General features: G+C 40.5%; 18 protein-coding genes. 1 reads left to right on the forward strand and 17 read right to left on the reverse strand.

Going from position 1 to position 16,750, the window contains the following annotated elements; all coding sequences use genetic code 11:
• Positions 1–53: 53 nt before the first annotated feature.
• The 10 genes from dinG to CZ382_RS06790 all read right to left on the reverse strand — a co-directional run bounded on the left by dinG (position 54) and on the right by CZ382_RS06790 (position 11,083).
• Positions 54–2,855 (reverse strand): ATP-dependent DNA helicase DinG, encoded by a 2,802-nt coding sequence (dinG, locus tag CZ382_RS06745; RefSeq protein ID WP_088050434.1) that lies wholly within the window; start codon positions 2,853–2,855, stop codon positions 54–56.
• A gap of 342 nt (positions 2,856–3,197) precedes the next feature.
• A complete protein-coding gene (gene panD / locus CZ382_RS06750; RefSeq protein ID WP_088050435.1) occupies positions 3,198–3,581 on the reverse strand; it encodes an aspartate 1-decarboxylase in 384 nt (127 codons plus the stop codon).
• Between the two features lie 34 nt (positions 3,582–3,615).
• Entirely contained in the window at positions 3,616–4,488 is an 873-nt protein-coding gene (gene panC, locus CZ382_RS06755) for a pantoate--beta-alanine ligase (RefSeq protein ID WP_088050436.1), read from the reverse strand.
• A gap of 16 nt (positions 4,489–4,504) precedes the next feature.
• A complete protein-coding gene (gene panB, locus CZ382_RS06760) occupies positions 4,505–5,332 on the reverse strand; it encodes a 3-methyl-2-oxobutanoate hydroxymethyltransferase (protein ID WP_088050437.1) in 828 nt (275 codons plus the stop codon).
• Positions 5,316–6,326 (reverse strand): biotin--[acetyl-CoA-carboxylase] ligase, encoded by a 1,011-nt coding sequence (locus CZ382_RS06765; protein WP_088050438.1) that lies wholly within the window; start codon positions 6,324–6,326, stop codon positions 5,316–5,318. The genes panB and CZ382_RS06765 overlap by 17 nt, the downstream gene beginning before the upstream one ends.
• Complete coding sequence (locus tag CZ382_RS06770) at positions 6,302–7,504, reverse strand: CCA tRNA nucleotidyltransferase (RefSeq protein ID WP_088050439.1); 1,203 nt, start codon at positions 7,502–7,504, stop codon at positions 6,302–6,304. The genes CZ382_RS06765 and CZ382_RS06770 overlap by 25 nt, the downstream gene beginning before the upstream one ends.
• A gap of 339 nt (positions 7,505–7,843) precedes the next feature.
• On the reverse strand, positions 7,844–8,962 hold the full coding sequence (bshA, locus tag CZ382_RS06775) for an N-acetyl-alpha-D-glucosaminyl L-malate synthase BshA (RefSeq protein WP_088050440.1): 1,119 nt from the start codon (positions 8,960–8,962) through the stop codon (positions 7,844–7,846).
• Between the two features lie 530 nt (positions 8,963–9,492).
• Positions 9,493–9,900 (reverse strand): methylglyoxal synthase, encoded by a 408-nt coding sequence (gene mgsA / locus CZ382_RS06780; RefSeq protein ID WP_088050441.1) that lies wholly within the window; start codon positions 9,898–9,900, stop codon positions 9,493–9,495.
• 9 nt (positions 9,901–9,909) lie between these two features.
• Positions 9,910–10,707, reverse strand: a complete 798-nt coding sequence (dapB, locus tag CZ382_RS06785; RefSeq protein WP_088050442.1) for a 4-hydroxy-tetrahydrodipicolinate reductase — start codon at positions 10,705–10,707, stop codon at positions 9,910–9,912.
• 31 nt (positions 10,708–10,738) lie between these two features.
• Positions 10,739–11,083, reverse strand: coding sequence for a nucleotide pyrophosphohydrolase (locus CZ382_RS06790; RefSeq protein WP_088050443.1), 345 nt, complete (start codon positions 11,081–11,083; stop codon positions 10,739–10,741).
• 233 nt (positions 11,084–11,316) lie between these two features.
• Between CZ382_RS06790 and CZ382_RS06795 the strand changes: the two genes are divergently transcribed.
• Positions 11,317–12,189 (forward strand): YitT family protein, encoded by an 873-nt coding sequence (locus tag CZ382_RS06795; RefSeq protein ID WP_088050444.1) that lies wholly within the window; start codon positions 11,317–11,319, stop codon positions 12,187–12,189.
• 59 nt (positions 12,190–12,248) lie between these two features.
• Here the strand turns inward: CZ382_RS06795 and CZ382_RS06800 are convergent, their stop codons facing one another.
• The 7 genes from CZ382_RS06800 to CZ382_RS06830 form a co-directional block, all read right to left on the reverse strand.
• Positions 12,249–12,935, reverse strand: a complete 687-nt coding sequence (locus tag CZ382_RS06800; protein ID WP_088050445.1) for a zinc metallopeptidase — start codon at positions 12,933–12,935, stop codon at positions 12,249–12,251.
• A gap of 68 nt (positions 12,936–13,003) precedes the next feature.
• Positions 13,004–13,267 (reverse strand): sporulation protein YpjB, encoded by a 264-nt coding sequence (locus CZ382_RS06805; RefSeq protein WP_088050446.1) that lies wholly within the window; start codon positions 13,265–13,267, stop codon positions 13,004–13,006.
• Between the two features lie 72 nt (positions 13,268–13,339).
• On the reverse strand, positions 13,340–13,921 hold the full coding sequence (lhaT, locus tag CZ382_RS06810) for a lipoprotein heptaprenylglyceryl N-acetyltransferase LhaT (RefSeq protein WP_088050447.1): 582 nt from the start codon (positions 13,919–13,921) through the stop codon (positions 13,340–13,342).
• A 91-nt stretch (positions 13,922–14,012) separates the two neighbouring features.
• A complete protein-coding gene (locus tag CZ382_RS06815; RefSeq protein ID WP_088050448.1) occupies positions 14,013–14,789 on the reverse strand; it encodes a menaquinol-cytochrome c reductase cytochrome b/c subunit in 777 nt (258 codons plus the stop codon).
• A gap of 20 nt (positions 14,790–14,809) precedes the next feature.
• Positions 14,810–15,484, reverse strand: coding sequence for a menaquinol-cytochrome c reductase cytochrome b subunit (qcrB, locus tag CZ382_RS06820; protein ID WP_088050449.1), 675 nt, complete (start codon positions 15,482–15,484; stop codon positions 14,810–14,812).
• A gap of 6 nt (positions 15,485–15,490) precedes the next feature.
• The gene (locus tag CZ382_RS06825) at positions 15,491–16,003 is read right to left on the reverse strand and encodes a QcrA and Rieske domain-containing protein (RefSeq protein WP_088050450.1); all 513 of its coding nucleotides are present in this window, start codon (positions 16,001–16,003) and stop codon (positions 15,491–15,493) included.
• A gap of 144 nt (positions 16,004–16,147) precedes the next feature.
• A complete protein-coding gene (locus tag CZ382_RS06830; RefSeq protein ID WP_088050451.1) occupies positions 16,148–16,609 on the reverse strand; it encodes a YpiF family protein in 462 nt (153 codons plus the stop codon).
• Positions 16,610–16,750: the final 141 nt, after the last annotated feature.

The following is a 16,750-nucleotide window of genomic DNA, read 5'->3' on the forward strand; positions in this document are numbered from 1 at the left end:
CCCGGCCCATACCAAATTTTTGCTGATGTATCATTCGGTGCATCAGCATCTTTTTAAAACCACTGTTCAGCCTTTTCGATTAATTTTTGTGTCGAGTCGAATGTTATTGGTACATCCGGAATTGATTCAGTAAAATATTTGCCGTAGCGTGCCTTTATTATACGGGCGTCGCAAACAAACACAACTCCTCTGTCACTTGCTGAGCGAATCAGACGACCAAACCCTTGTTTAAACCGAATAACCGCATTTGGTAAGGAAAGCTCCATAAACGCATTTTTACCTTCATGTTTTAAAAAATTTGCTTTCGCCTCATATATCGGATGATCTGGTGGTTCAAATGGCAAACGAACAATAACCAGACAGGATAAATCTTCTCCTGGAATATCGACACCCTCCCAAAATGAACTTGTTCCTAAAAGAATTGATTGTTCATAATGAATAAAGTTTTTCTTTAATCTAGACCGGCTTCCGCTTGATATTCCCTGGGCGATTAGCATATACCTTGATAAATCCATGGTTTCCTTCAGCACCCCATACGATTTATGCAACATGTCATAGGAAGTAAAAAGGACAAGCATCCTTCCCTTGGTAATTTCCGCCAATGATAAAATTGCCTCACATGTGGCGTAAATAAAATCAGTTATATTCCCATATTTAACGTCCGGAAAATCATTTGGAACCATTAGCTGAACCTGGTTTTGATAGGTAAAAGGTGAATTTATTTTTTTCGTTATCAACCGGTCAGCAGATAGTCCTAATCTGTTTTGAATAAATGAAAAGGAGCGTTTCATTGTTAAAGTGGCACTTGTTAAGATAACACTTTGCTTTTCTTCAAAAAAGTCACTTGCTAATAGGTTTGCCATATTGATTGGTTCACTGTATAAATAAACAGCATTTTTTGCCCCACTTGCTTCGATTTCAATCCATTTTACATGATTTTCCTCATCCTCCAATAAGAATAATTGCTCAAGATGGTCAATGAATCGCTGCAGTTTTTCAATCGTAACCTCGATTTCATCTTTGTCATTTTTTTCAAGCTGTTCCTGTTTTACTAAATATTGTTCCAACTGAGCCAACATATGGATTAAATCGCGAAAATAAAATATCAGTCTTGTTGCCATTTCTTTAATCGTATTCCACTTTTTTGGATGTTCCTGTCCGCTTTTAATCCGATACTGCGTTCTACCGATATCACTAAATGATTTTTCATTTTTTTGTTGGTCTGTAACATACTGAAAAAGATAACGGAACAAATCATCGACTTCATACTTTACCCGCTCAAAAATGTCATTCCAGTTATCTATGAGTGTTTCATTTGGATTAAATGAGTAAGATGAAATCAATTTACCCAACCAGTTCGTTTCGTCGATTGTACCAATATGGTTCAAACTGTAATGAATGCTTGCATAATCCAGCCTTAACCCATAATGTTTTGAGGCGGTCTCTTCCAGGTGATGTGCCTCATCGATAATCGCCTTTTCATACGATGGAAGAAACTGATAGTCGTTGAATATATCCGTGCACAGTAATGCATGATTCGTAATCACAATGTCTGCCTTTTGGGCTTGTCGTTTGGCATGCTGATAAAACGATTTCTGGAACCATGGTGAAGCTGGATCGGGATACCCTTCTGTATCAACAGAGACTCGTTTAAAAAATAAGTAGCCACTTGATGGCAGCTGAATTTCATCAATATCTCCGGTTTCTGTTTCGGTTAGCCAAACGAGGATCATGGCCTTTGTCAGTGTAAAATCATAGTTTTCGGTTTGTCCGGATGAAAGCTCGTGTTCAAACTTTTCCAGACTTATGTAATGTTGTTTCCCTTTTAATAATGCAGCTTTGAAGGGAAATGGGATCAGATGATGAACGAATGGGATTTCTTCATCAAGTAACTGTGATTGCAATGGAGTTGTGTAGGTGCTAATCACGATCCGCTGCTTTTCTTTAACAGCTTGATAAATTGCGGGAATCAAGTACGCTAATGACTTTCCGGTTCCCGTTTCGGCTTCAATTAATGCATGCTGTCCCGATTGGAATGCGTCATATATATGTTCTGACATTTCCCTCTGTCCAGTTCTTTTTTCATAATGACTCATTTGCTGCTGCATGGAACCGTTTGTTTCATAAATATGGTCCAAATAATCCCCATAGGAAAAATCAACTTTGGGTTTATTTCGTTTATATTCCCGTATTTCTTTAAATGCTAACCCGCGATACGAGGCAATATCATCGTTATTTTCTATTGTGAATGCCAGTTCCTTCAGTCGGTCATCTAATAACTGATATAAATCTGACTTAAGCATTTTTTCCAGTTTTAATAGCTGTTCGATCGTTTCATATGGTAATGATTCAAGCTTTTGTTTTAATTTCAAAAATAATTTTGCCGTTACGTATGCATCTGATAATGCACGGTGCGGGTCGTCATGATGGATGTTTACGTAATCAGCAATTTGCGCCAGCTTAAAACTTGGTGCCTGCGGATAAAGAATTCGCGAAAGTTCGACTGTATCAAGTACTGGATTTGTTAGTTTCCTCTTGTTTTGCTTCGCGAGTTCTTGATTTAAAAATCCCAAATCAAACGGAACATTGTGAGCAATCAAATAACTATCATGAAACAGCGCAGTAATTTCGTCCGCTTTTTCCCTGAAGGTTGGGGCATCAGCAACATCCTGATCAGCTATACCTGTTAGATTCGTAATAAAAGGCGAAATTTCCTTCTCAGGATTTAATAACGTCGAAAATTCATTGCTTATTTCATTACGTTCAATTGTTACAATCCCGACTTCAATGATTTTATCGTTATTTGCCGGTGAATGTCCTGTCGTTTCCAGGTCGATAACGACAAATTTATCCATACTGCCACACCTTCTATCCCTGTACTGCCTATAAAATGTTTGTTAAAGTGCGTGTTCAAAAAGTCGCCGAATGAGAAGCAAGAAGGTCGAGGCGGCGTAACTTTGAGCACCGGAATGTACACAAAAAGGTACATGAGGAGCGGAAAAGCAAGCGGGCGACACGATTCGCAGCTTATCATTTGGTGACTTTTTGAACATCCTCTTAAAAAATTAAATTTGACAAATGAGTACTAAGCAACTATAGAGTTACTACTTAACATATTAGCTGATAACTTTAGACATCCTCTAAAGTAAAACTCTTATCAACGTATTCTGATAAGAGTCAGCAAGGATCACGGTTTCCTAATTTTCGGATAACGGGGGTTCTTGGTCAATCAGTCTGATAATTTCATTATTTTCATTCATAATTGCAACTTTCGGTTTAAATGAAGGTAACTCTTCATCCGACAAAATTGCATACGAAACAATTATTACTGTATCACCCGGTTGAACGAGACGGGCAGCCGCGCCGTTTAAACAAATAACCCCAGTACCGTGCTCACCTGGTATAACATAGGTTTCCATTCGAGCACCGTTGTTATTATTTACAATTTGGACCTTTTCGTGTGGTAAAATACCAACGTTATCTAGAATCTGCTGATCAATTGTAATGCTTCCAACATAATTAAGATTTGCTTCAGTAACCCGAGCACGATGAATTTTTGCTTTCATCATAGTACGAAACATAATTCTTCCCCCTACCTAATTTGACTACCTCCCCCTACCTAATTTGACTACCTATACAGCCTCTTTCATCAAATACTAGGTTATCGATTAAACGAGCCTTCTCAAATTGAACAGCTATAGCTAAAATAACTTGCCGATCAATTACAGAAACAGGCTCTAATGCCGGATAACTCCATAATTCGACATAGTCCATTTTCCCATTCAATTGGGAAGCAATTTGCTCTTTAACCTCTTTTACAATGATAGCAGGATTTTTTTCACCGTCAACAACTAATTGTCTGCCATGTTGCAATGCCTTATACAGGGATACTGCTTCCTTGCGTTCTTTCTCATCAAGGTTAACATTCCGGCTGCTTTTCGCCAGTCCATCACTTTCCCTGACCGTTGGTACAGCAATTAATTGAACCGGAAAATTCAAATTATCGACAAGTGCTGAGACAACCGAAAATTGCTGGGCGTCCTTCATGCCGAAATATGCTTTTGTCGGCTGAATTAGATGAAATAATTTCGCTAATACAGTAAGAACACCTTCGAAATGCCCCGGGCGTGTTCGTCCGCACAATACATTCGCCCGTTCTTCAATCGTCAGGGAAATAAGCATTTTTGCCGGATACATTTCCGCTGCACTGGGAATAAAAACGAGATCCACACCAGCATCAGCGGCAAGCGCTAAATCATTGGCTTCATTCCTTGGATACCGCTCATAATCCTCGTTTGGGCCAAATTGTAATGGATTAACAAATATACTCGTAATAACGAGATCGTTTTCCCGTCTTGCTTGTTCCATTAACGCAACGTGCCCCTCATGAAAAAACCCCATAGTCGGCACGAAGCCAATTGTTTTACTTTCGCGGATAAATGCAAATGATTTTTTCTGCATTTCCGCTGCCGAACGAATGACTTCCATTTCTATTCCACCTGCTTTATCCCTTAGGTAAAAATTCTTTATTTTTTATTTTGAAGCTATACTGTTCAGTAGGAAACTGCTGTTGTTTCACATCCTCACGATATGCTCGAATAGCCTGTTTTATAGTTTTATTACTATCGGCGTACGATTTGACGAATTTAGGCAACCGGTCAACACCATATTGAATTATATCATGATAAACCAATACCTGACCATCACAATGTGGACCTGCACCAATTCCAATCGTTGGGATGCCAAGCTTTCCGGTAACGATTTCCGCAAGCTCCATTGGAACACATTCAAGCACAACCGCAATCGCCCCATGCTCCTCTAAATTTCTGGCGTCCTCTAATAATTTAACCCCTGTTTCTTGATCTTTACCTTGAACTTTAAATCCCCCTAAAACATTTACCGATTGTGGTGTCAATCCAATGTGGGCAACAACCGGAATCCCTGCATCCGTAAGCCGTTTTGTCAGCAGTAAAATTTCCGGGGAGGCACCTTCAATTTTAATTGCCTGGGCATTTGTTTCCTGGAAAATATTCTGTGCATTTCGTAATGAATCCTCTAGTGAAATATGATAGGACATGAATGGCATATCAACAACAACAAATGTTTTATCAGCACCGCGTTTTACGGCTTTGGCGTGATGAATCATGTCCGCTACTGTTACTTGGACCGTTGAATCATAGCCAAGCATCACCATTCCGAGCGAATCCCCGACTAGTATCATGTCAATACCTGCTTCTTGTGCTAGTTTTGCTCCAGGATAATCGTAGGCTGTTATCATTGACATTTTTTCGTTCGCTTGTTTCATCTTTTGTAAATCAATTCGTGTCAGCATTGTTCTCTCCCCCTTGTTTAAACCAATCAATTTCAGCCGAATAGATTTTTTTCATTTCTCCGTCACTTGCTTTTGTCAGTAATGCACCATCCTCGGCAATTCCCATAAATCTTGCCCGCCAGGTTTCCCTCATCGTTTTAATCCGGATTGTTTCACCAATTTTAAACCCGTAGCTTTCCCATTTATGTTTAACTTCAAGAAAGCCATTTTTTAGATAATGATCATATGCCTGTTCAAATGTCAAAAGAATTCGTTGAATAAGCTTCTGTGTATCCCATGTTCTGCCTGTTTCAATAGCTAGCGATGTTGCTTTATGGCGTATATCTGCCGGTAGTTCTTGTTCAGACTGATTAACATTGATACCAATACCAATTACGACATATTGAATTGTGTCCTGTTCCGCTTGCATCTCAGTAAGAATCCCAGCTATTTTTTTGCCGTTTAATAAAATATCGTTTGGCCATTTAATTTTTGGCGCAGTATGAGTCTCTTCTGTCAAAACGTCAGCCAATACCGTAGCTGTTAAAAGCGTGAACTGTGGCGCAAGATACGGTAAGGTTGCCGGTCTTAGTATCAGACTCATCCAAATCCCCTTATTTTTGGGTGAGTTCCACGTATGATCCATTCTGCCTTTTCCAGCTGTCTGCTCATCGGCAACAACGATTGTCCCGTGATCTGCATTGTCTCTGGCCAATTGATGGGCGATATGCTGTGTTGATGTAGTTACTTGTTTATGTACAATGGTTTTGCCTAGCCATTCGGTGTTTAAGCCCCATTGAATGGTGTTTTCACTAAGCTTGTTCGGGAATTTCAATATCCTGTACCCTTTCTTGGACTTCCCCTCAATTTGATAACCGTCTTTTTCTAATTCCTTCATATGCTTCCAAATTGCCGCTCTTGATATCGACAGTTTTTCTGACAATAATTGCCCCGAAATATAACATTCCCCGCTGTCTGCCAATAATTTAATTAATTTGTTTCGGGTGGATTCCATTTTATCCACTCCTTTAATTCAGTTTTATTATTTTTTAACTTTCCATTCACCACTGCTTTTTCCAGCCTGGACAAATAATTTTTTATCCATGGACCTTTTTTCAATTCCGGAAAAAGCTGAATTAAATCATTTCCATCAATGTCCAATTCCCTTATGGAGTGAATTGCCAAATCCTCCGTCATTTGCTGAAGATCGTCAAGCGTTACCAAAAACCTAGCAAACAGATTTTCCCCTAAGCGAATAAATCCTGGAAAAATTGACGTATTAAGACGATAGACTAACCACCGATCCAACCCAAATTGTTGATAATGAAAGAGGGCATTTGCTAACTGCTCTGCTTCCTGCTTTATTTTGTTGGAGCACTTCCAGCTTTTCGCCCACCTGTCAACCTTTACGTCTGGTTCGGTAAAATGAAACAGTGCGATAACCTCACCAAACGATTGCAATGGTTTAATGGGATTTGGCAAGTTTTTTATCATATATGGATATTCTATCATAACCGGGAGTTGTTTATATATTTCCGTGCTTTTCAGATAATCCAATCCCTTGTTGACGAACGCGCCGCTGAACAGTTTCGTAACCTCTGTTGTTATCCGCTCCACTGCCAATCCATTGATTTGTGGCCTTTGCCTGATCATGTTGGACAATGTTTCTTGTTCAATCGTGAAGCCCAATTGACTGGCAAACCGTAACGCTCGAATAATCCGCAGTGGATCCTCGCTAAAACGTTCATTGCCATTTCCAACCGTACGAATGAGTCTTCGTTCCAAATCCTTTTTACCGGCAAATCGATCAATGACGTGTCCATGCAGATCCATTGCAAGCGCATTAATCGTAAAATCACGGCGCTTTAAGTCCTGATCAATCGTTTGAATAAATTCGACATCATCTGGATGCCGGCTATCACTGTATTCCCCGTCCAAACGGAATGTCGTTACCTCATAAGATTCATGTTGATGGCGGACAATAACGGTTCCGTGTTTGATCCCAACAGGAATGACTTTTTCAAAAAGCTCCTGCACTTCATGCGGCTGTGCAGACGTAGCAATATCAACATCACCAATCGGACGGTCAAGCAGCATATCACGTACACAGCCGCCAACAAAAAACGCCTGGTAACCATGATCCACCAATTTCTTCAATATTGGTTTTGCTAGCTCAAACGGATTCTTTTCCATAACATCACCATTTTTCATCGTCTAGGAAATTATAAAATTTTGCGGCTGTGGATAACTTAATAACCGGATAAGCCACGTCCGGCTCCAGCGCCCAGCGGCTAGTGTGCAACACCCGCCTCCGTACGATAAGTCAACATCGGTTCGGGTAAGAAGGAAGGCCGACTAAAAACGGACTTTGCGTCCAACTCACGTCTACCCCTTTTTTAGTGGCATGTTTCCTTTATCTCCTACGGTAGGAATGTTCGGTTAAAACCGCCGCTTTGCGCGGCAACACCGAACCACCCTGCTTGGCAGGGCGCAGCACATACGCCGCTAAACGGGCGCTTGCGCCTTTGTTCTTTATAAAACACGATTATATAACGCCGTATATGCTGCAACAATTTTGTCGGAATGAAACTCGGTTCTCGCACGTTTTAGTGCATTAAGGGAAAATTTCTCAAGCATTTCCTCATCCTGCAATAACCGGATCGCATATGATGCTGCTTGTTCCACATCGCCCAGTTCAACAATATAACCTGTTTCATTATGTTTGATTACTTCAGGAACACCACCGACGTTTGTCCCAATTCCAGGTACTTCACACGACATCGCCTCAAGCAGCACGAGTCCAAAGCTTTCCTTTTCGGATAATAACAATTTTAAGTCAGATATGGACAATAATTCGCTAACATTCTTTTGTTTTCCCAAAAATAAAACGTGATCATCCAAATGTAACTTGACCACTAATTGACGTGCCTCTGAATATTCAGGACCATCCCCAACCAAGAGTAATTTTGCCTTTACATGTTTCGTTACGATAGCAAACGTTTGAATGACATCCTGGACCCGTTTCACTTTGCGAAAATTGGAGATATGAATGATTACTTTTTCATCCGGCTTTATCCCATATTGCCGTTTAACTGTTGTGCGTTCGCGTTTATGGTATTCTTTTTCATTGACAAAATTATAAATGACTGAAATGTCTTTGTTGATACCAAGCATATCAGCAGTTTGCTTAACCAGACTATGGGAAACGGCGGTAACAGCGTCCGATTGTTCGATTCCATGCTTAATCATTTTTTTGAATGTTCGATCAATCCCTAAAACGGTGATATCTGTCCCATGCAATGTTGTGACAATCTTCACATCACGATTGGCAATTTGCTTCGCCAGTATCGCGCAAATGGCATGCGGCATGGCGTAATGGACATGTAATATATCCAGCTCCTCCTGATCAATAACCTCTGCCATTTTACTTGCCAGGGCAAGATCATACGGTGGATATTGAAATACAGGGTAATGATTAAGTTCAACTTCATGATAAAATAGCTTCGGGTGGATGTGATCAAGCCGAAAAGGCAGACTTGATGTAATAAAATGAATCTCATTCCCTTGCTCTGCAAGAAGGATACCCAATTCCGTTGCAATGACACCGGAGCCACCGACTGTTGGATAACACGTAATTCCTATTTTCTTCATGATTCCCGATCCTTTTTCTCAGTATAATTTTGAATATAAATGAGGCCTATTCTACTCACCGCAGAGCAGACCACGTCCGGCTCCAGCGCTAAAGCTGTAGTGGACTTCCCTCACCTCCGTACGATAAGTCAACATCGGTTCGGGTAGGAAGGGAGGCCGACTAAAAGCGGGCTTTGCGCCCAACTCACGTCTACCCCTTTTTTAGTGGCATGTTTCCTTTATCTCCTACGGCAGGAATGTTCGGTTAAGACCGCTGCTCCCGGCAGCAACACCGAACCACCCTGCTTGGCAGGGCGCGAGTCCTCTAGTCGCTAACCGGGCGCTTACGCCTTTGTTCTTGTCTAGGAAATTATAAAATTTGGTGGCTGTGGATAACTTAATAACCGGATAAGCCACGTCCGGCTCCAGCGCCCAGCGGCTAGTATGCTTCCTTCACCTTCGTACGATAAGTCAACATCGACTCCCTTTGGTCGTCGTGTTTCCTTTATCTCCTACGGCTCAGTCCAGCATATACGCCGCTAACCGGGCGCTTACGCCTTTGTTCTTTTAACGATTTCCCGCCACTGAAAATCGCCGCGTTCCAGTGCCCGAACAGTGATTTCAGCTGCTGCCAGATTGGTTGCTAATGGGATTAAATGAACATCACATAAACGCATCAAAGCACTGACATCTGGTTCATGCGGCTGTGCAGTTAACGGATCCCGGAAAAAAATCACCATATCCATTTCGTTGTTGGCAATCATCGCACCAATCTGTTGATCACCACCGAGCGGGCCCGATTGAAACCGGTGAATTCGCAAATCGGTTGCTTCATTGATTAATTTGCCAGTCGTACCAGTTGCATATAAGTTGTGCTTTTGTAAAACATGTTTGTATGCAATGCTAAAACTAATAATATCTTGTTTCTTTTTGTCATGGGCAATTAATGCGATATTCATCCCTTTCACCTACTCTAATATGTTTTCCAGTCCATATACTAATTCATCCAGGTTCATGACTTGATTAACCGCAAATTTGATACCGGCCATAAATGAACCGCGGTTATAGGAATCATGTTTAATTGTCAAGGTTTGTCCAGAACCGCCAAACATAACTTCCTGGTGTGCGACAAGTCCTGGTAACCGGACACTGTGGATACGCATTCCATCCATTTCCGCACCTCTTGCACCAGAAATTGTTTCCGTTTCCTCAGGATGTCCTTGCTGTTTAGCTCTGCGGGTTTCCGCAATCAGCTGTGCTGTTTTAATTGCCGAACCGGATGGCGCATCCAGTTTCTGATCATGATGCTTTTCGATAATTTCTACATCAGGGAAATGTTTTGCCGCCATTTTGGCAAATTGCATCATTAATACTGCACCAACAGCAAAATTTGGCGCGATGAGACATCCTGTTTTCACTTCCTGAGCGATTTGGGTTAATACTTCAATTTGCTCATTCGAAAGGCCCGATGTACCGACGACCGGCCGGATGTTATGATTCAATGCTTGCTTCGTATGTTCAAATGCAGCACCAGGAACAGTCAAATCAATGAATACATCTGCTTGTACCTGACCGAAGCATGCTACTGCATCTTCAAAAATTGGTACATCCAAATTGGGTAATCCTTCGACATCCTTCATCTGACTGCCGCCATTTATCCGATCAACACACGCAACCAGATTAAACGAAGCTTCATTTTCCACCATGTGGATTGCTTCTGATCCCATTTTGCCTCTTGGTCCTGCTATGATTATTTTTATGGTCATGTATTCAACCTCCTGTAAATTTTCTAGAACGTCACTGCCTGTCCTTTCTCGTCCACCGATCCTTATCCCGTGTTTCGATTTTGCTGATCGACCTTTCGAAAGCTTCTGAAAGGTCGATGTCAAGTGAGTTTGCAAAACAAGATAAGACAAACAAAATATCGCCAAGCTCTTCTTCTACTGTATTTTCCTGTTCACTAAGCTTCTTCGGCTTCTCCCCATAATAATGATTTACTTCCCGTGCCATCTCTCCCACTTCCTCGGTCAGACGAGCCATTAAACTTAATGGAGAAAAATAGCCTTCTTTAAATTGTGATATGTAAGAGTCGACACGTTTTTGTATTTCTTTCGTGCTATATATTGGTCCTTCATTAGCCATCGTTATTCTCCTCTTATTTATTAATCTTCTTTCATGTTAGCGGAAAACGTACTGGTTTGACAAATTATTTATTTCCCCTTTAGGAATTTTAAGGCTTTAAACACCATTTCGATGGTGTTATTGACTATAAGTTCGCGTTCACAAGGCACCGCTTATCATTTGGTGACTTGTTGAACATCCTCTATAATAGAAAAAGTGTATTGATTGGTTTTTTAAGATAGGAGGTTTTCATGATGGTCTTCGGTTTAAAAATAAAAAATATCTTTTTTATTCTAATTGGTTCCGCTATTTTCTCGTTTGGAATTGTCCACTTTAATATGCAGAATAACCTTAGTGAAGGCGGATTTACTGGGATAACATTACTTTTCTATTTTTTATGGAACTGGGATCCGGCCATAACGAATTTAGTTCTTAACGTACCAGTGTTTTTCGTCGGATGGAAATTTCTTGGGAGGACTACCTTTTTATACACGATTATCGGAACGGTTGCAGTATCATTATTCCTAAGTATTTTTCAAATTCACCCGTTCTCCATTAAATTACAATCCGATATGACATTAGCTGCATTGTTTGCCGGGGTTTTCATCGGGATTGGTCTGGGAATTATTTTCCGGTATGGTGGGACGACTGGCGGAGTTGATATTATTGCCAGGATTGTTCACCGGTATGCTGGATGGAGTATGGGGAAGACAATGTTCATGTTTGACTTCACGGTGATTACAACGTCCGTCCTTGTCTATTTGGATCTTGTCGAAGGGATGTATACACTTGTTGCCGTATATATTGGTGCAAGGGTAATTGACTTTATCCAGGAAGGTGCTTATGCAGCACGGGGAGCAACAATCATATCTGGCCACAGCGAAGAAATTGCGAAAAAAATTATTACCGATATGGATCGAGGCGTTACCGCTTTGGCAGGTAGAGGCAGTTTCACCGGGGAATCACGGGACGTGCTCTATTGCGTTGTTGGACGAAATGAGATTGTCCGGTTAAAAGGGATCATTGAGAGCGTTGATCCGCATGCATTTGTAGCAGTCAGTTCGGTGCATGATGTTGTTGGCGAGGGATTCACACTGGACGAGAATAAAAATCCGATTAATAATTAAATTTACTAAGATATGTTTGTTGAACATAAAAATGGATGACAGATACCTGTCATCCATTTTTAATCTTGACTTGCTGTATACATCAGAATAAACCGGATTAATTCCGCAACTGCAGTTAATGCAGCAGCCACATAGGTTAATGCAGCAGCACTTAAAACTTTTTTCGTTTCACGCTCTTCAGTATTTCGGATTATCCCTGTTGATACTAACTGCTCCATCGCCCTGCTTGATGCATTATATTCGACCGGCAATGTAATGACTTGAAACAGCACAGCAGCTGAGAAAAAGATAATTCCGAATAGAAATAAGTTTGACATGCTAAAAATAATCCCGGCAATAATTAAAAAGAACGATGCATTTGAACCGAAACTAGCTATAGGTGCCAGTGCACTTCTAAATCGTAAAAATGCATATTCTTCTGCGTCCTGGATGGCATGCCCCACTTCATGTGCAGCAATTGCTGACGAAGCCATTGATTGGCCATGAAAATTGCCACTGGAAAGTCTTACTACCTTTTTCCTTGGGTCATAGTGGTCGGAAAGAAATCCTCTTGTTTCCTGTACTTGTACATCGTAAATACCGTTATCATGCAAAATCTTTTGGGCCACCTGAGCACCCGTCATCTGTGAGGATGTTGGTTTTTTTGCATATTTTTTATATGTGCCTTTTACTCTTGATTGCGCCCACAACGGGATGATCATTAACAACGCAATATAAATAATATATCCACCAAATCCAGCGAACATTTGCATTCCTCCATCTAATTATAAAAAATCTATCTTAAGGTCAATTTTAGTCAAAAACAGCCCAAAAGTCAACTGTCAGGTCCTTTTTTTGTCCGCTTTTTTTCTTCCCCCTTATACTTGCGAAAACTGACATAGGATAAGGTTATCGCAATTAAACCGCCGACAATGGCAATGATCCAATAAAATAATGTCATATCATTGGTTGTCTTTACATCCGTTATATTCGTGCTGATGGTTGCTTGCATTGCAGCAGTGATGTTCGGTAAAAAAGCCAAAACCCCTATGATCAAGCCAATAAAAAGCGCTGTATAAACAACTCTCAGATGCTTCATAGAGATCCCCCCGCATACATCTTCTAACAATAATGTATGTGGCTGATTACGGATTTATAACGGACAAATTCATTATCTTGTTGTACTATTCTTCCCTTTAACCGTAAGTAAATACGCAATCATAATCGATAAAACACTAAGCCAAAATGTAAAGTAACCGATTTCTTTCATGTAAATTGTTAATGAACCATACATTGGCATCATTCCAAAAACGTAATCAATGATATCATTATGCAGGGTCCAAACAGCGGCAACTGCAATATGCCGTAATCTGATTTTATAAAATGGGGCATAAAGCAAACCCTGTATTGCCATAGCACCATGTGAGGCGATCAGCATATACCCCTGCCAGCTTAAACTTCCATCGATATATAATGTTAACAGGTTCATCACGACAGCCCATATTCCGTATTTAAATAGTGTGATGATTGCCAGTGCTTCGATATAAGGTGCGTTTTTCCTGATTAAGAAGAAAAAAAGGACGATTGTAAAAAATAAACTTGCTGTTGGACTATCCGGAACGAAAATCAGAAATATTGGTGGCGTTATGGCTAGCTGCTGCTTATACCAGATATATCCGTAAATTGTACCAAGAAAATTGATAATAAATAAAAAAAGAATAAACTTTCTGTCCTGTAATATGTATTTTACCATTATTTGCGATCCTTTCTATCCATACAAGAATGGAAAAAGACACCTTCACCATTCGATATGGCAAAGGTGTCTAGGACAATGTCTTGATTATTTACTTTGCTTGCTCGTTAACTGAAACGATAAAATCTGCTAATTGTTGCAATTCTTCATCGGATCCCTTGAATATACCTGGAGGCATATCGCCAGTACCTTCTTGCGCAATTTTCTTGATTTCATCAGCAGAATGATCAATCCCCACTAAGGAAGGTGCAGAAGCGCCACCTTGCAAATCATCCCCATGGCAAGACGTACAGTTGTCTTGGAACACTGCATAGCCTGGGTCATCTTTATCAATATCTACTTGAACGGTTGGTTCCGGTTTATTTGCTTCGGCACGGGCTTCCCAGTCAACATGTGAAGATGATTCATATGTCAACCAAACGACAGATGCTACGCCAAGCAGCATCATACCGACAGCAATCGGACGCTGATGTGGTCTTCTCCCAGGTCCACGATCCAAAAATGGTGCCAATAGTAAGCCGCCGAACGCAAGACCCGGAATTACAATAATACCAAATAGAACATATGGTCCGCTCGCGAAATCATATTTTAACAATTCATACAAGAATAAGAAATACCAATCTGGTAATGGTATATAACCCGCATTTGTCGGATCTGCCATTCCTTCCAGTGGTGAAGGATGTGCAACTGTTAAACAGAGAAATCCAACCAGGAATACAGCACCAACCAGCCATTCTTTTAATAAAAAGTTGGGCCAAAAAGCTTCTGTTCTTCCAGGATATTCTGAATAATCTTTCGGAATATTTGGTTTCGTGTCAGCCGAAATTCGCGAATCGCCAACAAATTTCATTCCTTTACCCTTATGCACAGCTTTCCCCTCCTTTTATTTTATAGTGGTCCGGAAATTCCTTGTTTACGTATTAATAAAAAGTGAACAGCCATTAAGGCAAATAGCGCCCCTGGTAAGAAAAATACGTGAATGGCAAAGAATCGCGTTAGCGTCTGAGCACCTACAATACTTACATCACCGGCTAATAGCGTTTTTATCCAATCACCAATAAATGGCACTTGTCCGGCAATATCAAGTCCAACCTGTGTTGCAAAATATGCTTTATTATCCCATGGGAGTAAATATCCCGTGAATCCAAGGCCGAGCATACAGAAGAATAATAATACCCCAACCATCCAGTTAAGTTCACGTGGTTTTTTATACGCGCCTTGGAAGAACACGCGCAATGTATGTAAAAAAAGCATTACAATTACAACACTTGCGCCCCAGTGATGCATACCTCTTACTATCTGCCCATGAGCCACTTCTGTTTGTAAGTAATAAACAGATTTCCATGCATTTTCAATATCCGGAACATAATACATGGTTAGAAACATTCCGGAAAGTATTTGTATTACTGTAACGAAAAATGTTAAGCCCCCAAAACAATATACAAAAGCTGAAAAATGGTGTGCAGGGTTAACGTGTTCCGGTACTTCGTGATCCGCAATATCGCGCCATAAAGGCGTAATATCTACGCGTTCATCAATCCAATCATACATTTTCTGCAGCATATTCTATTACGCCTCCCCTTGTGGTTTTGCTTCGCCAAGGAACAACATTCCATCTTTTATTTTCGTTTCATAAACGTCAAGTGGAGCATTTGGTGGTGTGTGTGGAACATTTACCCCATCCTTCGTATAACGCCCTCCGTGGCATGGGCAATAAAACTGATCCGGAAATTCTTCACTGCCTTCCCACGAAACAAAACAGCCAAGGTGCTTACATATTGGGGAAAGTGCGACAACATCACCATTATCATCTTTATATACCCAAGCCGCTTTGTCGACTTTAGATTCATACCATGCATCAACCTGATCAATTTTCCAGTCGACACGCTGTGGTTCATTAGTAAGATCATCGACAGCTATTTTAACATTTACTAACTCACCTGCTGCTGATGGCTGCAAAACTGGATCAACTGCCATCCGTAACATTGGCACAAGCATACCAGCTGCCATAAATCCACCCACACCTGTTAACGTATAATTAAGAAATTGCCGACGGGATACTTGTTGCTTCTTTTCACTCATGATTTTCCCCCCTCTATTCATTTTACTCGGGACTTTATTAATCAGATTACTAGGACATTACCATGATAGCGCAAACTGTTTGTCCGGTCAATATATATTCCCTATTGTAACAAAAGTTTCGCAATATGCTCTCCAAACGATTTTCTATGACCAATAGGATTTGATTAATTCACTAATCTGATTCACCTGATCGTTAACAAAAGTACGCATTTCTTGTGAATGGATATCACCCGTTTTGATGCCAGGCAGCCAGATTAGCGTTCCATCCAGCAGTTGTTCATGCTTCTTCCATTTAGCGTCAAAGGTGACAAAGAATACATGCTTGAATGGCTGTGCTGTAATTTCCTTAACCCACAAATTCAGCCGTTTTACTTCAGCATCTTTTATTTCCGATGGTAAGTAATAATAATTCGGAACTAATAACACTCTCCCGGTTAACTCCTTTTCTATTTCTTTCGTAAAAATAGTTAATACTTCTCCCTGAAATGCACCAATATCAATACTTGCATCCTGTGACAGCTGAAATGGAATCAGTGGAATAATAACGGTATCAACATATTCCTTTGCCTGTATGTATTGCTGTAAATCCTGTTTGACCCACTGCATAGTAAAATCAGCCTTTCTCTTTATTCTTTTACAAAAGGATAAAAAATATAAGTGCGTGTTCAAAAAGTCGCCGCTTATCATTTGGTGACTTTTTGAACATCCTAAAATGTTGTTCTTCTAAATCTTATCCTAAACAGGTAA

The sequence above is a fragment of the Virgibacillus dakarensis genome (assembly GCF_900155625.1).
Taxonomy (GTDB): domain Bacteria; phylum Bacillota; class Bacilli; order Bacillales; family Amphibacillaceae; genus Lentibacillus_C; species Lentibacillus_C populi.

What these genes read in the sequence shown, in the direction of transcription:
- dinG (WP_088050434.1), bottom strand. Translation starts at nt 2,855, where the DNA reads ATGGATAAATTTGTCGTTATCGACCTGGAAACGACAGGACATTCACCG.
- panD (WP_088050435.1), bottom strand. Translation starts at nt 3,581, where the DNA reads ATGTTTCGTACTATGATGAAAGCAAAAATTCATCGTGCTCGGGTTACT.
- panC (WP_088050436.1), bottom strand. Translation starts at nt 4,488, where the DNA reads ATGGAAGTCATTCGTTCGGCAGCGGAAATGCAGAAAAAATCATTTGCA.
- panB (WP_088050437.1), bottom strand. Translation starts at nt 5,332, where the DNA reads ATGCTGACACGAATTGATTTACAAAAGATGAAACAAGCGAACGAAAAA.
- CZ382_RS06765 (WP_088050438.1), bottom strand. Translation starts at nt 6,326, where the DNA reads ATGGAATCCACCCGAAACAAATTAATTAAATTATTGGCAGACAGCGGG.
- CZ382_RS06770 (WP_088050439.1), bottom strand. Translation starts at nt 7,504, where the DNA reads ATGGAAAAGAATCCGTTTGAGCTAGCAAAACCAATATTGAAGAAATTG.
- bshA (WP_088050440.1), bottom strand. Translation starts at nt 8,962, where the DNA reads ATGAAGAAAATAGGAATTACGTGTTATCCAACAGTCGGTGGCTCCGGT.
- mgsA (WP_088050441.1), bottom strand. Translation starts at nt 9,900, where the DNA reads ATGAATATCGCATTAATTGCCCATGACAAAAAGAAACAAGATATTATT.
- dapB (WP_088050442.1), bottom strand. Translation starts at nt 10,707, where the DNA reads ATGACCATAAAAATAATCATAGCAGGACCAAGAGGCAAAATGGGATCA.
- CZ382_RS06790 (WP_088050443.1), bottom strand. Translation starts at nt 11,083, where the DNA reads ATGGCTAATGAAGGACCAATATATAGCACGAAAGAAATACAAAAACGT.
- CZ382_RS06795 (WP_088050444.1), top strand. Translation starts at nt 11,317, where the DNA reads ATGGTCTTCGGTTTAAAAATAAAAAATATCTTTTTTATTCTAATTGGT.
- CZ382_RS06800 (WP_088050445.1), bottom strand. Translation starts at nt 12,935, where the DNA reads ATGTTCGCTGGATTTGGTGGATATATTATTTATATTGCGTTGTTAATG.
- CZ382_RS06805 (WP_088050446.1), bottom strand. Translation starts at nt 13,267, where the DNA reads ATGAAGCATCTGAGAGTTGTTTATACAGCGCTTTTTATTGGCTTGATC.
- lhaT (WP_088050447.1), bottom strand. Translation starts at nt 13,921, where the DNA reads ATGGTAAAATACATATTACAGGACAGAAAGTTTATTCTTTTTTTATTT.
- qcrB (WP_088050449.1), bottom strand. Translation starts at nt 15,484, where the DNA reads ATGCTGCAGAAAATGTATGATTGGATTGATGAACGCGTAGATATTACG.
- CZ382_RS06825 (WP_088050450.1), bottom strand. Translation starts at nt 16,003, where the DNA reads ATGAGTGAAAAGAAGCAACAAGTATCCCGTCGGCAATTTCTTAATTAT.
- CZ382_RS06830 (WP_088050451.1), bottom strand. Translation starts at nt 16,609, where the DNA reads ATGCAGTGGGTCAAACAGGATTTACAGCAATACATACAGGCAAAGGAA.